14 protein-coding genes and 1 tRNA gene are annotated in these 12,412 nt (G+C 71.7%); 7 read left to right on the top strand and 8 right to left on the bottom strand.

All coding sequences use genetic code 11. The features are described from left to right. The first annotated feature begins 56 nt into the window (after positions 1–56). Positions 57–512 carry a DUF4442 domain-containing protein gene (locus AC0HI0_RS36750; RefSeq protein WP_480928071.1) on the top strand — a complete coding sequence of 152 codons (456 nt, stop codon included), beginning with the start codon at positions 57–59 and terminating at the stop codon, positions 510–512. Between the two features lie 20 nt (positions 513–532). On the opposite strand, the gene AC0HI0_RS36745 is transcribed toward AC0HI0_RS36750, so the two are convergent. Together AC0HI0_RS36745 and AC0HI0_RS36740 are read right to left on the bottom strand one after the other, a co-directional pair. Next, positions 533–1,426, bottom strand: coding sequence for an IS982 family transposase (locus tag AC0HI0_RS36745; RefSeq protein ID WP_480927227.1), 894 nt, complete (start codon positions 1,424–1,426; stop codon positions 533–535). A gap of 63 nt (positions 1,427–1,489) precedes the next feature. After that, complete coding sequence (locus AC0HI0_RS36740) at positions 1,490–1,909, bottom strand: uL11 family ribosomal protein (RefSeq protein ID WP_480928070.1); 420 nt, start codon at positions 1,907–1,909, stop codon at positions 1,490–1,492. 96 nt (positions 1,910–2,005) lie between these two features. Here AC0HI0_RS36740 and AC0HI0_RS36735 point away from each other — a divergent pair, with 96 nt between their 5' ends. Continuing rightward, entirely contained in the window at positions 2,006–2,734 is a 729-nt protein-coding gene (locus AC0HI0_RS36735) for an excalibur calcium-binding domain-containing protein (protein ID WP_480928069.1), read from the top strand. Positions 2,735–2,744: 10 nt separating this feature from the next. Continuing rightward, a complete protein-coding gene (locus tag AC0HI0_RS36730; protein ID WP_480928068.1) occupies positions 2,745–3,677 on the top strand; it encodes a TIGR03617 family F420-dependent LLM class oxidoreductase in 933 nt (310 codons plus the stop codon). Here AC0HI0_RS36730 and AC0HI0_RS36725 read toward each other — a convergent pair. From AC0HI0_RS36725 to AC0HI0_RS36710, 4 genes are all read right to left on the bottom strand, one after another. Beyond that, positions 3,664–3,819 carry a hypothetical protein gene (locus AC0HI0_RS36725; RefSeq protein WP_480928067.1) on the bottom strand — a complete coding sequence of 52 codons (156 nt, stop codon included), beginning with the start codon at positions 3,817–3,819 and terminating at the stop codon, positions 3,664–3,666. The two genes, AC0HI0_RS36730 and AC0HI0_RS36725, sit on opposite strands and share 14 nt — an antisense overlap. A gap of 93 nt (positions 3,820–3,912) precedes the next feature. Then, positions 3,913–5,838, bottom strand: a complete 1,926-nt coding sequence (locus AC0HI0_RS36720; RefSeq protein WP_480928066.1) for a caspase family protein — start codon at positions 5,836–5,838, stop codon at positions 3,913–3,915. A gap of 241 nt (positions 5,839–6,079) precedes the next feature. Next, a complete protein-coding gene (locus AC0HI0_RS36715; RefSeq protein WP_480928065.1) occupies positions 6,080–6,262 on the bottom strand; it encodes a hypothetical protein in 183 nt (60 codons plus the stop codon). Positions 6,263–6,402: 140 nt separating this feature from the next. Continuing rightward, a complete protein-coding gene (locus tag AC0HI0_RS36710) occupies positions 6,403–7,170 on the bottom strand; it encodes a TauD/TfdA family dioxygenase (protein ID WP_480928064.1) in 768 nt (255 codons plus the stop codon). A 163-nt stretch (positions 7,171–7,333) separates the two neighbouring features. Between AC0HI0_RS36710 and AC0HI0_RS36705 the strand changes: the two genes are divergently transcribed. The 3 genes from AC0HI0_RS36705 to AC0HI0_RS36695 all read left to right on the top strand — a co-directional run bounded on the left by AC0HI0_RS36705 (position 7,334) and on the right by AC0HI0_RS36695 (position 9,034). Next, positions 7,334–7,756 carry an NUDIX hydrolase gene (locus tag AC0HI0_RS36705; RefSeq protein ID WP_480928063.1) on the top strand — a complete coding sequence of 141 codons (423 nt, stop codon included), beginning with the start codon at positions 7,334–7,336 and terminating at the stop codon, positions 7,754–7,756. Between the two features lie 6 nt (positions 7,757–7,762). Further along, positions 7,763–8,395 (top strand): helix-turn-helix transcriptional regulator, encoded by a 633-nt coding sequence (locus tag AC0HI0_RS36700; RefSeq protein WP_480928062.1) that lies wholly within the window; start codon positions 7,763–7,765, stop codon positions 8,393–8,395. Positions 8,396–8,461: 66 nt separating this feature from the next. Beyond that, positions 8,462–9,034: a hypothetical protein gene (locus AC0HI0_RS36695; RefSeq protein ID WP_480928061.1), complete on the top strand. Its 573-nt coding sequence runs from the start codon at positions 8,462–8,464 to the stop codon at positions 9,032–9,034. Positions 9,035–9,382: 348 nt separating this feature from the next. Here AC0HI0_RS36695 and AC0HI0_RS36690 read toward each other — a convergent pair. Then, positions 9,383–9,456: transfer RNA gene (locus tag AC0HI0_RS36690), tRNA-Thr, on the bottom strand. A 126-nt stretch (positions 9,457–9,582) separates the two neighbouring features. Between AC0HI0_RS36690 and AC0HI0_RS36685 the strand changes: the two genes are divergently transcribed. Then, on the top strand, positions 9,583–11,166 hold the full coding sequence (locus tag AC0HI0_RS36685; RefSeq protein ID WP_480928060.1) for a hypothetical protein: 1,584 nt from the start codon (positions 9,583–9,585) through the stop codon (positions 11,164–11,166). A 28-nt stretch (positions 11,167–11,194) separates the two neighbouring features. On the opposite strand, the gene AC0HI0_RS36680 is transcribed toward AC0HI0_RS36685, so the two are convergent. Further along, entirely contained in the window at positions 11,195–12,397 is a 1,203-nt protein-coding gene (locus tag AC0HI0_RS36680; protein WP_480928059.1) for a DNA polymerase III subunit delta', read from the bottom strand. Positions 12,398–12,412 lie beyond the last annotated feature (15 nt).

The following is a 12,412-nucleotide window of genomic DNA, read 5'->3' as shown; positions in this document are numbered from 1 at the left end:
AAATGAAATACCCGGTGACTCGCGTCTCATGACTACCGGTCGGTAACATCTGCGCCATGAGCGCTGACTACTCGTTCGTCGCCGACGCGATGAAGCAGGCCGTGCCGTGGGTCAAGGCCAGCGGGGTGGAGTTTCTCCAGGTCACGGGCGATCGGGTGGTCGCCGGGCTGCCGGACGACCCGGCCACCCACAACCACGTCGCGGGCCCCCACGCGGCGATGATCTTCGGCCTCGGCGAGACCGCGTCGGGCGCGGTGACCATGGCCGCGTTCGCCCCGCACATGGCCAAGGCCACACCCCTGGTGGCCCGGTCGGAGATCTCCTACCGGAAGCTGGCCCTCGGCGCGCTGCGCGCGGAGGCCGTGCTGGGCCGCCCGACGGACGAGGTCGTGGCGGAACTCGACGCGGGCACCCGCCCCGAGTTCCCGGTCGACGTCACGATCACCAACGCCGACGGCGTGACCACCGCCGAGATGGTCGTCGTCTGGACGCTGCGCCCGAACCGGGCCTAGACGAGTAATGCGTAACTTGATCAGTGGTCGTAGGCGGTCAGGGATCGGGTGACGGGTTGGCCGGTGGCACGGTTGTGCCAGATGGCGGCGGTGAGGGCGAGGAGTCGTTGCGCGATCCGGACTCCGACGCCGTCGATGGTGCGTCCACCATGCTGTTCCAGGTTCAACTGTCCTTTGAGGGTGTCGTTGACCGACTCGATCAACTGGCGGACGGACTTGAGCAGGGGTTCGCCGGGGTGCGGGGTCCGGTTGCGGTAGGACGGCCGGATCAGCCGGACCCCGCGCTCGGAGAGGAACCGGTCGAGTTCGGCCGAGACGTAGCCCTTGTCCGCGACGATCAGCAGTCCCGGCCGGTCGGCGAGCAGTCGGGGTTCGTGGTCGCAGATCGCCATGAGCACCTGCCGCTCGTCGACCTTCGGGTCGGCCAACGCCCAGGCGACGGGCAGCCCCGCCGGGGTGCAGACCAGGTGCAGGCGCAGCCCCCAGAACCAGCGGGAGTGCGATCGGCAGTAGCCGTATTTCGCCCAGCCTGCCAGCTCCGAGCGTTTCACCGTGGGCCGGGACCGGCCGCATTCGACCGGGGTGGAGTCCACGATCCAGACCGGGTCGGTCCACAGGTCGGTGTCGGCGGCCAACCAGCGCGTCACCTGTTTGACCAGTGGTAACGCGGCGCGGAGGCGGCGGTTGTAGCCGGACTGGCCGGGCAGGTACCGGAACGCGCCGGGCATCCGGACGGGCAGGAACCGCAGCCAGCGGGCCTCGGAGGTGAACCCCAGGAGTGCCTGGGCCACCGCGAGGGTGACCAGCTCGGCATCGGTGAGCCGGGGTGGCCGTCCCCGGCGGGGCCTGCCGGCGAGGCGGTCGTCGATCTTGACGTAGAGTGCGGTCAGAAGGGTGTTCAGGTCTGTCGTCACAAACGGATCTTGAACACCCTTCGTCCGTCTCCGGACACCACCCCGGACTTACGCATTACTCGTCTAGTCCTCGACCTCGATCCCCATCGACCGCGCGGTGCCCGCGACGATCCGCTCCGCCGCGTCCAGGCTCGTCGTGTTCAGGTCGGGCAGCTTGCGCTCGGCGATGGCGCGCAGCCGGTCGCGGCGCAACGTGCCCGCGCTGCGGTGACCGGGCTGCCCGGATCCCTTGACGCCCATCGCCTTGCGGATGAGGAACGCGGTCGGCGGCGTTTTCAGCCGCAGGTCGAACGACTTGTCCTCGCGCACCGTGACGACCACGGGCACGACGTCGCCGCGCTGCCCGGCCGTGCCCTCGTCGTAAGCGCGCTTGATCGCGACGAGGTTCACGCCGGTCTGCCCGAGCATCTTGCCGAGGTCCATCATCGAGGCGTTGCCGGCCTCCAGGTTCAAGGTGATTTCGTGGGTCTTCTTCGCTGCCATGGCCGGGACGCTAGGAATTGACGTAACGGCAGACTCAACCCGTTTTGCGGGCGAACGCGCGTAACGGCCGGCCGGGCACCCGGCGATGACGTCGGCATGACCGCCGATTTAGCACGAAGATCGTCGTCCCTGCTGCTCCTGGCCGTTTTCGCGGTGAGCGCGTGCGGCTCCTCTCCGTCGGCGGGCGGTTCGCCCCCGAGTTCTTCGGGCACGACGACGTCCACCACTGCCCCGACCACCACGACCACCGCGCCGCCTCCCGTGGGCGTCACCGGAATCGTCGACGGCCGCACGATCACCGTCGCCGGCGGCCGTCAGGTGGTGTTGAGCGCGCTCGCCGAACCGGGGGCGTGCTGGTCCCGGAGCGCCGTGGACTTCCTGACCGCGGCGGTGAGCGGCAAGCAGGTCCGGCTCGTCGGCGACGCGGTCCTGCTGCCCGACGGCACGGACCTGGTCGTGCGCGCGGTCGAGCAGGGCGTGGCACGGGCCGGGCAGACCGCGTCCGCCGCGCTCACCGCCGCCCAGACCGCCGCGCGGACCGCCGGCCGGGGCCTGTGGGGCGCGCCGTGCTCGGGCGCGGACACCGTCGCGCCGCCCGCGCCCACCGAGCAGGAGACCGCGGCACCGCCGCCCCCGCGGACCGAGGCGCCGCAGCCCCCGCCCCGACCCGCGCCGCAGCCCGTCGCGCCCGAGCCGCCGCCGAGCGCGTACTACGCGAACTGCGCCGCCGCGAAGGCCGCCGGAGCCGCGCCGCTGTACCGGGGGCAGCCCGGCTACCGCGCCGCGCTCGACCGCGACAACGACGGCGTGGCCTGCGAGACGTAAGTTCAGCGGTGTGAAGGTGGAACGCCTGGAGATCGAGTACGACCCGCGCACCGTCGTGGACGCCGCACGCCGCGCGGAAGCCGCCGGCCACACGGGCTTCTGGCTCGCCGAGACCAAGCACGACCCGTTCCTTGGCCTGTCCCGGGTGGCCGGCGGCGACCTCGACCTGGGCACCGCGATCGCGGTCGCCTTCGCCCGCAACCCGATGAGCACCGCCGTGCAGGCCAACGACCTGCACCTGGCCACCGGGGGCCGGTTCCACCTCGGCCTGGGCTCGCAGGTCGAGCCGCACATCACCAAGCGGTTCGGGATGCCGTGGTCGCGGCCGGCCGCGCGGATGCGCGAGTTCGTGCTGGCCCTGCACGCGATCTGGGACGCGTGGGCGACCGGCGAGCGGCTCCGCTTCCGCGGCGAGTTCTACACGCACACCCTGATGACCCCGTTCTTCGACCCCGGCCCCAACCCGCACGGCCGGCCGAAGGTGTGGCTGGCGGGCGTGGGCGGGCTGATGACCGAGGTCGCGGGCGAGGTGGCGGACGGGTTCCTGTGCCACACCTTCACCACCGAGCGGTACCTGCGGGAGGTGACGCTGCCCGCGTTGGCCAAGGGCCGGGAGTCCGCCGGGAAACCGTTGGCGGGCCTGGAGATCAGCGCGCCGTCACTGGTGGCCACCGACGACCGCGAGGTCGCGGCGGCACGTCGGCAGATCGCGTTCTACGGCTCCACCCCGGCCTACCGCAAGGTGCTGGACCTGCACGGCTGGGGCGCGCTGCACGACGAACTGCACCGGATGTCCCGCCGGCAGCTGTGGGACGAGATGTCCGCCGCGGTCGACGACGAGGTGCTGCACGCGTTCGCGGTGGTGGGCACCCCGTCCGAGGTGACCGGGGAACTGGAGCGCCGCTACGGCGACATCGCCACCCGGGTCTTCAAGACCGGGTGAGCCGGTGGTGGAACACCGCCAGTTCCGCCCGCACCCGGGCCACCCCGCGCCGGCGGATCCACCGCCGTCGACCGACCCGGGCGGCGAGCAGGGCCAACGGCAACGCCAGGACCGTCAGCACGATCATCGCGACCATCGCCATCACCTCCACGGTGGCAACGACAGGGTGAACGAAGCCTGACGCGAACGGGCGGAAGGCCACCCTGATGGAGCAGCCGATCAGGACGAACCCGACCTACGGCTTCACCTTGTCGCGCGCGGCGAGCGCGGCGGTCAACACCGTCGGGTACTCCTCGGCACCGGCGAACGCCGCCGACAGCGGCGTGCCGTCGACGTGCCAGCGGACGGTGTAGGTGCTGCCGACCCGGCCACACCCGAGCTGCCCGGTCCGACCGTCGACCAGGCGCACCCTGGCGACCGAGTAGGTGTCGAGCCGGGGCGCTTGCAGGCAGTCGTCCGACACGCTCAGCCGGGTCACGTCCTGCTCGGCGCGGGTGGAGTCGGGCCACCACCGGTAGGTCGCCATGCCGCAGCGCAGTGCCGCGACCTCGTCGCCGGTCCGCGCGTCGACGCAGTCGTCCCCCAGCCCGTCCCCCAGGGCGTTGCGCAACGCGGCCTGCCCGGGAGTGTCACGCGTGCCGAACAGCCCGCTGGACAGGGCCGGCAGCGACGCCGCGAGGAACAGGATGACCACCGCCAGCACGAACAGCTTCCTCGCCGGCCGCCGGCGGATCGACCACGCCCGCAGCTCGTAGGCGTCGTCGACGACTTCGGCTTCGTCGGGCTCATCGGACTCGTCGACCTCTTGGGGTTCCTCGGGTTCGTCCGACCCGGCCGAGACGACGACGTCCGGGACGAGCGGCTCCACGCGGACGGGAGGCTCGGCGACCGGGACCGGCGCGACGACCGCGACCGGCACCGCCTCGGCCCGCCCGCGCACCCGCAACTCCGCCTGCCCGGCCGGGCCGTTGAGGATCACCACGGCGTCCAGCGCGCCTGGTCCGCCCGGCGACCAGGTGAGCAGCAGGGCGTCGCCGTCCAGCTTGGCGCGCAGCGCCGGGTCGTCGGACACCGCCGCCGACGCCAGCGCGAGCCGTCCGCCGCCGACCGGCACCCGGCCGTCCACCGAGTCCCCGATTCGCACGTCCCCCAGGTCGACGGAGGTCTCCGCGAGCCGCACCTGCGTGCGTTCCAGCGCCTCGGCCGCCGCCGCCGACACCGACCGGCTGTCGTCCTCCAGCAGGTCCGCCAACGCCTGCCGCGCCGTCGCGCCCACCTCGACCTCGCCGTGCTCCACGAGTTCCAGCAGGTCCGCCACGGCGATCGACCGGACCCGCGCCAGCGGGTGCCGCATCAGTTCGGTCAGCTCGGCGGCGAGCGGTTTCGGGACCACCCGGCGATTCGGGTTGCGGGCGATCGCCACCGAACCCTGGACGTTGAACTCCCACTTCGACGGGGTCTGCGCGGGAGCGATCTCCCGGACCCGGTCGAACACGTACTCGTAGAGTTCGTTCAGGTCCACGAACCCGTCCTGGTCGAGGTCCGCCCCGCCGGTCCGCAGCCCTTCCACGAGCGCCCCGGTGAACACCGAGGGCCGGATGGCGTTGTCCTCTGCGAGCTGCGCGCCCTCGAACGCGTACTCGGTGGAACTCGACGCGGTGATCACCACCCGCCCGGTGCCGGGCGCGCCGTCCTCGAACCGGCTGCCGACGTCGAGCGGGTGCCGTCCGCGCGGCACCAGGCCGCGCTCGAACGCGCCGCCGAAGCAGCAGTCCAGGAACAACACCACCCGACCGGCCCGGCTGCGCCGCATGAGCCTGCTGACCAGAGCCGCGTCCACCGCCGTGGAGACCAGCCGGCGCGGGTCGGTGTTGGTGGCGGCCAGGTACAGCTCGCCGGAGGCGTCGGTCAGGCCGTGCCCGGAGAAGTAGAGCAGCACCAAGTCGTCCCGGCCGCTCTCGGACAGGACGTCCTCCACCCGTTCGCCGATCTCGGCGGAGGTGGGATTCGCGAGCACCTCGACGTCGTAACCGCCGACGTCCTGGTCGCCGAGCACCTCGGCCAACGCCCGGCGGTCGGCGGCCGGTGCGACCAATCGGCCCAATCCCGCATTGCGGTAAACGTCCACCGCCACGACCAAGGCTTTTCGCTCACCACTCATCGCACCGGACAGTGAACCCCGCCACCGGAAAACCGCGTCCGCAAAAATAGGCCCGACCCCGACGACGGTCCGGGATGGCGAACTGCGGCGCGACCAGCCCGGTCCTCATCGCCGGTCGCCCACTCGCCGGCCACGCGTCCGGGCACGCCGGGCACCCGTCGAGGAGGAGGCTCGTGCGCCTGCTCGGCATCCTCTGCGACCACGTGCGCCAACGAGCGGAAGACGCCGAGCGCCGGTCTGGCTACGGCGTCCACGGCGCAGGAGCGGACGCGACCACCAGGCGGGGCGCGAGCCGCTGGGTCGGCACGGGAAGGCTCAGCAAGCCCTCGACCACGTCGGACAGCGAACCGGTGCGTTCCCACACGATGCCGGGCGGCTCGTCGCCGTCCGCGCGCAGCGCCATCGCTTCGGAGTCGCAGTGCACGCGGAGTACCTCATGCCGGCCATCCGACCAGAGCCGATAGCCGTCAACCCTGGCGGGGACGCCGTCAACGACGTCATGGTGCATGAACCGCCATCCCTCGTCCCGGATGGCAACCAGCCCCGCCAACGCAGGGAACGCACTCACGGCCGCCTCGTCGCTCGTACCGCTCCGCTCCGCACACGGGTCGGGATGCGGGTCCGGATGCCGAGGTGCGGCAGCGGGTTGCCGTTGATCCGGTGCACCACCCGGTGCCCGGTGAACGCTCGTCGGCCGTGCAACCACCGGTGGTTGTCGAGGATGTAGCCCTGCCCAGCGCTCAGGTCCAGCTCGCGCACGTGCTGCTCAATCGCCGCACGCAGCGTCGGCAACCACCGGTCCACGCCCGGCGAGAACTGCACGAGATCGTCTGGCCTCGACCTGACGGTGACCCGACTGTCGTCGTACTCGGTGAAGATCGCCCCGAGGTGCCCGGACACGCCGCCGAACAGCACGGACCTCGGCGCACACAGCGCCGCGAGCACGTCGGGTTCGGTCTCGGCAAGCGTTTCGTGGACCGCGAGTCCGTCGATCAGCACGCACTGACCGCCGCTCGTCGCACGCCGCGAACAGCCCAACATCAGCAACGCGGGCGGGTTGGCGACACCAGAGCGATCCGTGTGCGGCGCGAGCGCGCACGAGCTGAACCCCGCGAACCCGCTCGCGTCCGAACCGAGGTCCACCAGGGTGGTCACGCCATCCGACGCGCTGTCCCGGTGCGGCACCACCGTGGCGACGGACTGAGCAAGTCGCAGCAGGTCCGCCGAGTCCGACAGCCCTTCCACGAGCACCAGGCCGTGACGAGTCACCGCGTCCGCCACCGCCGACTCGTCATCGGCCGCGACCGAACCCCCGCCCAACGGGTCGTTCATCGTCCCTACCTCCCGAAACACCGGCTTCGTGGAGGCCATGGGAACGCGCTCGACTCGCAAGCGTCCAGTGACAACCTGTCAACCCAGCGTCGCATGTCATCACATGACGTAGTGCTAGCTTGCCGACGAGCGGTTCGCGCGCGCCTTGTGGAGGTCAGCACCGATGAGCCAGTTCAGCTACCCCGTCTCGATCAAGGGCGTGGTGGTGCGCGACAACCGGGTGTTGCTGCTGAAGAACGAGCGCGACGAGTGGGAACTACCCGGCGGCCGGATCGAGCCGGGCGAGACTCCCGAGGAGTGCGTGGCACGCGAGATCACCGAGGAAACGCGGTGGAAGGTCACCACCGGGCCGATCCTCGACACGTGGATGTACTACATCAACGTGGCCGAGAAGAACGTGTTCATCGTGACCTACGGCTGCCACCCCGAGGACGACGCCGAACCCGTGCTTTCCCATGAACACAAGGAAGTCGGCTTGTTCACCGAGTCCGAGGTGCACGGCCTGAACATGCCGGACGGCTACAAGCGCTCGATCGCGACTTGGTTCGCGCGTCTGCGCGAGACCGATCGGGAACTGACCCGGTAGGCGGTCATGACGGACGGACGATGCGAAGCGTGCGGGGCCAAGCTGAGCAGGCTCGCCGTCGCGCCCATCTGCCCGACGTGCCACGCGAGCACCCGCCACGCGCCGCCGATCATGCCCGTTCGCCCGCTGACACCAGGCGTCTGGTTGTGGTCGGCACCAGAGGCAGCAGCGGCGCTGAGAACCCGCGATCTGGCGGTGATCCTGCGGCTCTACCGCCGCGTGAACAGCCTCAATCAGGAACGGCTCGCCGCGCTGCTCGGCTATGACAAGACCTACGTGTCCATGATCGAGACCGGTCGGCGCACGATCAGCGACGTCACTACCCGACGCCACATCGCCCGCGTACTCGGCCTGCCGATGCATGTGCTTGGCGTGACTGACAACGACGACGCAGATTTCGCCGCGATGATCCAGTTCGGCGACTCGACTATTCGGCTCGCCGAGATCGCCCGTCAGTCCGGCCGTGCCGTGGATGCGGTCAACGAGCTGTGGCCGCTTGTCGCCAGGTTGGAGGCACGCGCCGCTGAGGGCCGCGCCGAACGCGACACGATGATCCTGCTCGGGCAGGGCCGCGCAGCACTCGGTGTCTCCTTGGGCACCGTTCTGCCCGAGGAGCGCTTGGCCGCTGCGGCGCGCTGAAATGGTAAGGCCCTCGTCATCGCCGAGCGACTGGGTGACCCCGCGTTCCTCGCGCACGCGCTCCGGATGCACGGCAACGAGCTGCGCAAGGCCGACCACGTCGGCGCGGCGATCGCGCGACTGAGTCGAGCTGTGGCCGTGTCCGGCGATCGGGAAGGCCAGGGCTCGGCGTTCGCCCTGCTCGCGCGTGCTGCGGGGGAACAGGGCAACGCAGACCTCTTCGACCAGGCAATCACCGGTTACCGCGACCTGCTCGACGCGGAAGCAGAGCGGGGGATGCTGTTCAACCGGTTCACGTTCCGGGAGATCGCACTACGCGGCCTGATCTCGACCGGCCGCGCCGCCGAGGCCGTGCGCGCGTTGCAGACCGACGTCAGCGGTCCACCTGTCGCGCCGCAGTGGCACATCATCGAGCGGGTGACCGCCGGGCAAGTGCTGCTCGCAGCCCAGCACCAGGACGGCGCGGCAGAGGCATTCCGAGCAGCGCTGACCGCTGCCGAAGTCCACCGGTTGCCGCACCAGGTGCAACGCACGATCCGGGCAGCCGACGACGCGGGTCTTTCCGAGATCAGAACGGACGGTCGCGCAGCTCTCCAACGATTGACCGATCAGCTCGCGCCGTCGTCAGCGCGGCGGTAGCCCGAGATCAGCCGAGTTCTGCGCATAGCAAAGTCGCATCGACGCGCCGCCTGCATGGTGTCGACTGCGCCGACCGGAGGAGCCACCGGTGAACTCACACCGCACAAGCGGTTCGAGGGCCTGCCGCAGCTCCCGGTCCCGGTGCGTGTCGGTCCCGCACCGATCACCGACAACGGCGGGTCAAGGAACAGAGGCTGCGGCCCAACTCGCCCCGCGCAGGTACACCGGCACCGACGGGGACACTTCGGGCACACGGCGCCCGACACGGTTCAGCCCTACTGCTCGTCACCGATCCGGGGAATGAAAAGGACCAGGTCAGATGTGCTGACCTGGTCCTTGTATCCCGCGAGCCGCCTATCGGAATCGAACCGATGACCTGCTCATTACGAGTGAGCTGCTCTGGCCGACTGAGCTAAGGCGGCGAGACGCGACAACTATAGCCCAAGCGTCGCGCGTCACCCAGCAGGGGGTGCCGTCGTTAGGTTGTTCGTGACGCCGCTCACGCGCGCGCCGCACCGGACGCCGCCATTCGTGGGAGGTAGCACCACATGCGCCTGATGGCTCTGCCTGTCGCCGCCGTGCTGGTCGCGCTGTGTGCCGCTCCCGCGTTGGCCCAGCCCACGACGACGCCCGTGCCCGGCCCCCGGGACCCGAACCAGCCGCCCGTCTCCGCCGGGCCCGAGCCGACCACGCACGTGATCGGCGACGCGGGCACCGGGCTGGCCGTGGTGCGGCTCGCGCCGGATTCGACGCCCACCAGCACGATCCTGCCGGGCTTCGGCGAAGCGCTGCCCAAGCAGTCGGCGGCCGAGATCGGGGTGGGGCTGGCCAGCGCGCAGGCGAACACCGAGGCGTTCCTGTCCTACGAACGCGCGGTCGCGCAGGCGTCGCCGCTCGGCTTCGCGGTCCAGGGCCGCGCGCCGCAGACGCCCGGCACGATCGTGCAGACCGCGTCACCGGACAACGCCGACCCCGTCACCGGCGGCCTCAACCCGCCGCCGACCCCGCTGGACTCGCTGCTCAAGGTCGGTCTGCTCAACGGCAGCGTGCACGCCCGCTGGGACGAGAAGCTCGGCCCGTGCGTGCAGCCCATCGCGGACGCCAAGACGTCCGTGGCGAGCCTGTCGGTGCTCAACGCCATCCCGACCCTGCCGAGTTCCAGCGACCTCACCGGGATGCTCACCCAGGACACGCCCAAGCTCGACGCGAACGCCAAGCAGTCGCTGATCGACGGCCTCAAGGGGCTGGCCGGCCCGCTGAGCCAGTTGGGCGGCCTGCTCTCCGGCACGCCGGAGTCCGGCGCGCAGGGCTCGCTGCTCAGCCTGCCGGAGGCGCTCAGCGCCCGCTCCACGGTCGAGCTGGTCGACCTGCCCGGCAGCGCGAACAAGGCGGTCAGGTCGACCTCGACGCTCCAGGCGGCGAGCGTCCGGCTGCTCTCCGGCACGCCGATGGAGATCCGCATCGACGTGGTGAGCCAGCCGACGCTGACCGCGCTGTCCACCGGCGACGCCGCCACCTCGACGATCTCCTACACCGCCCCGGTGCTGAAGGTCTCGCAGGGCGGCCGGGAACTCGGCGCGCTCGACGCCGCCAGCCCGAAGCTCGACGTGCCGATCGGCATCCCGGTGCTCGGCGACCTCACACTCCCCGTGGTGGGGGCGCTCGGCGAGCGCAAGCTGGACATCGGCGTGCTGCGCCTGCAGATCGCCCAGCTCACCGAGAAGTCCACGCCCCTGGACGGCCCGCTCCAGCAGGGCGGCGCCACCATCAAGGGGTTCATGCTCGGGGCAACCGCGCGGCTGCTCGACCTCCAGTTGTTGCCGACCGACGCGCTCGGTCTGCCGAACCTGCCTTCGGCGCTGGCACAAGTGTCCCTGGGTGAGCAGATCGTCCGCGCGGCTGCCCCGAACGGCGGGGTGGTGTGCGCACCGACACCGGCGCCTCCCGGTGGCGGTGGGCAAGCCGCCCCGCCCAAGAACGTCCCGCAGCTGGCGTACACCAACGCCGCCTACCAGACCGTGCCGATCTTCTGGACCGGCACCGCGCTCCTGCTCGTCGGCGTGGTCGTGGTGGCGGCGATCCCGGTCCGCCGCCGGCCGCTCCCGGGCGAACCGCCGACGCCGCGGGACTGACCGCGCCGGCCCCGGAGGTCCCGGCCGGTCAGCCCCGGTGCAGCGTGGTCAGCATCGCCTCGACGGCGATCCGGGGCTTCACGTTGAGTTCCAGCGCGTCCCGGCACGCGAGCACGGCCTCCAGCCGGCGCAGGGTGGACGCCGGGGTCCACTCCCGGGCCGCCGTGCGCGCGTCCGCCGCGCGGTCGGGGTGGTTCAGCACGGCCCGCGCGCCCGACGCGGTGACCAGCACGTCCCGGTAGAACGCCGCCAGGTCGACCAGCGCCTGGTCCAGCGAGTCGCGCTGGGTCCGGGTGGCCCGTGACTTCTGCCGCTTCTCCAGGTCCTTCAACGCGCCCTTGGCACCGCGCGTCGCCGCCGCCGTGCCCTTGCCGGTGCCGCCCGCGCCCATCGCGGTCTCCAGCGCGTGCCGCTCGGACTCGTCGCGCGCCTCGTTCGCGGTCAGCGCGTCCGCCTCGGCGGCCTGCACCAGGTGGTCCGCGCAGGTGAAGATGTCCGCCGGGCGGCGCAGCCCCAACGGGATGCGCAGCACCGACTCGCGCCGCGCCCGCACCGACTCCTCGGTGGCCAGCCGGCGGGCGCGGGCCACGTTGCCGCCGCACACCGACGCCGCCCAGGACGCCTCGTCGGCCGGGACGCCGTCCTCGGCCAGCGCGGTCGCGATCGCGTCGAGCCGGGGCGTGCCCAGCGACACGATCCGGCACCGCGAGCGGATCGTCACCGACACGTCGTCGGGGTGGTCCGACGGCGCGCACAGCAGGAACACGGTCCGGTCCGGCGGTTCCTCGACGGCCTTGAGAAGCGCGTTCGACGCGCCCTCGGTGAGCCGGTCGGCGTCGGCGATGATCACCACCTGCCACCGCCCGGACGTCGGCCGGCGGGCCGAGACCTGCACCAGCGTCCGCATCTCGGCCACCGCGATCGACAGCCCCTCGGGCGCGACCACCCGCACGTCGGCGTGCGTGCCGGCCAGCGTGGTGTGGCACCCGGCGCACGAGCCGCAGCCCGGCCGGTCGTCGGCGGCCGTGCACTGCAACGCCGCCGCGAACGCCCGCGCCGTGCTGGACCGGCCCGAGCCGGGCGGTCCGGTGAACAGCCAGGCGTGCGTCATGGCACCGGGCGGCGGTGTCCCGCCGGCCACGATCGACGCCGCGGCCTCCGCCGCCGCGCCCAGCACGGCGACCGCGTCGGGCTGCCCGACGACTTCGCTCCACACCCCTTTGCCGGCCACGGTCGTCAAACCTAC

The organism is Saccharothrix sp. NBAS 001, assembly GCF_056640475.1.
This window is presented reverse-complemented; position numbering and strand designations above follow the sequence as displayed.

Excerpts from the sequence above, each read along its gene's own strand:
- AC0HI0_RS36750 (WP_480928071.1), top strand. The coding sequence starts at position 57 with ATGAGCGCTGACTACTCGTTCGTCGCCGACGCGATGAAGCAGGCCGTG.
- AC0HI0_RS36740 (WP_480928070.1), bottom strand. The coding sequence starts at position 1,909 with ATGGCAGCGAAGAAGACCCACGAAATCACCTTGAACCTGGAGGCCGGC.
- AC0HI0_RS36735 (WP_480928069.1), top strand. The coding sequence starts at position 2,006 with ATGACCGCCGATTTAGCACGAAGATCGTCGTCCCTGCTGCTCCTGGCC.
- AC0HI0_RS36725 (WP_480928067.1), bottom strand. The coding sequence starts at position 3,819 with ATGGCGATGGTCGCGATGATCGTGCTGACGGTCCTGGCGTTGCCGTTG.
- AC0HI0_RS36720 (WP_480928066.1), bottom strand. The coding sequence starts at position 5,838 with ATGAGTGGTGAGCGAAAAGCCTTGGTCGTGGCGGTGGACGTTTACCGC.
- AC0HI0_RS36710 (WP_480928064.1), bottom strand. The coding sequence starts at position 7,170 with ATGAACGACCCGTTGGGCGGGGGTTCGGTCGCGGCCGATGACGAGTCG.
- AC0HI0_RS36705 (WP_480928063.1), top strand. The coding sequence starts at position 7,334 with ATGAGCCAGTTCAGCTACCCCGTCTCGATCAAGGGCGTGGTGGTGCGC.
- AC0HI0_RS36700 (WP_480928062.1), top strand. The coding sequence starts at position 7,763 with ATGACGGACGGACGATGCGAAGCGTGCGGGGCCAAGCTGAGCAGGCTC.
- AC0HI0_RS36695 (WP_480928061.1), top strand. The coding sequence starts at position 8,462 with ATGCACGGCAACGAGCTGCGCAAGGCCGACCACGTCGGCGCGGCGATC.
- AC0HI0_RS36685 (WP_480928060.1), top strand. The coding sequence starts at position 9,583 with ATGCGCCTGATGGCTCTGCCTGTCGCCGCCGTGCTGGTCGCGCTGTGT.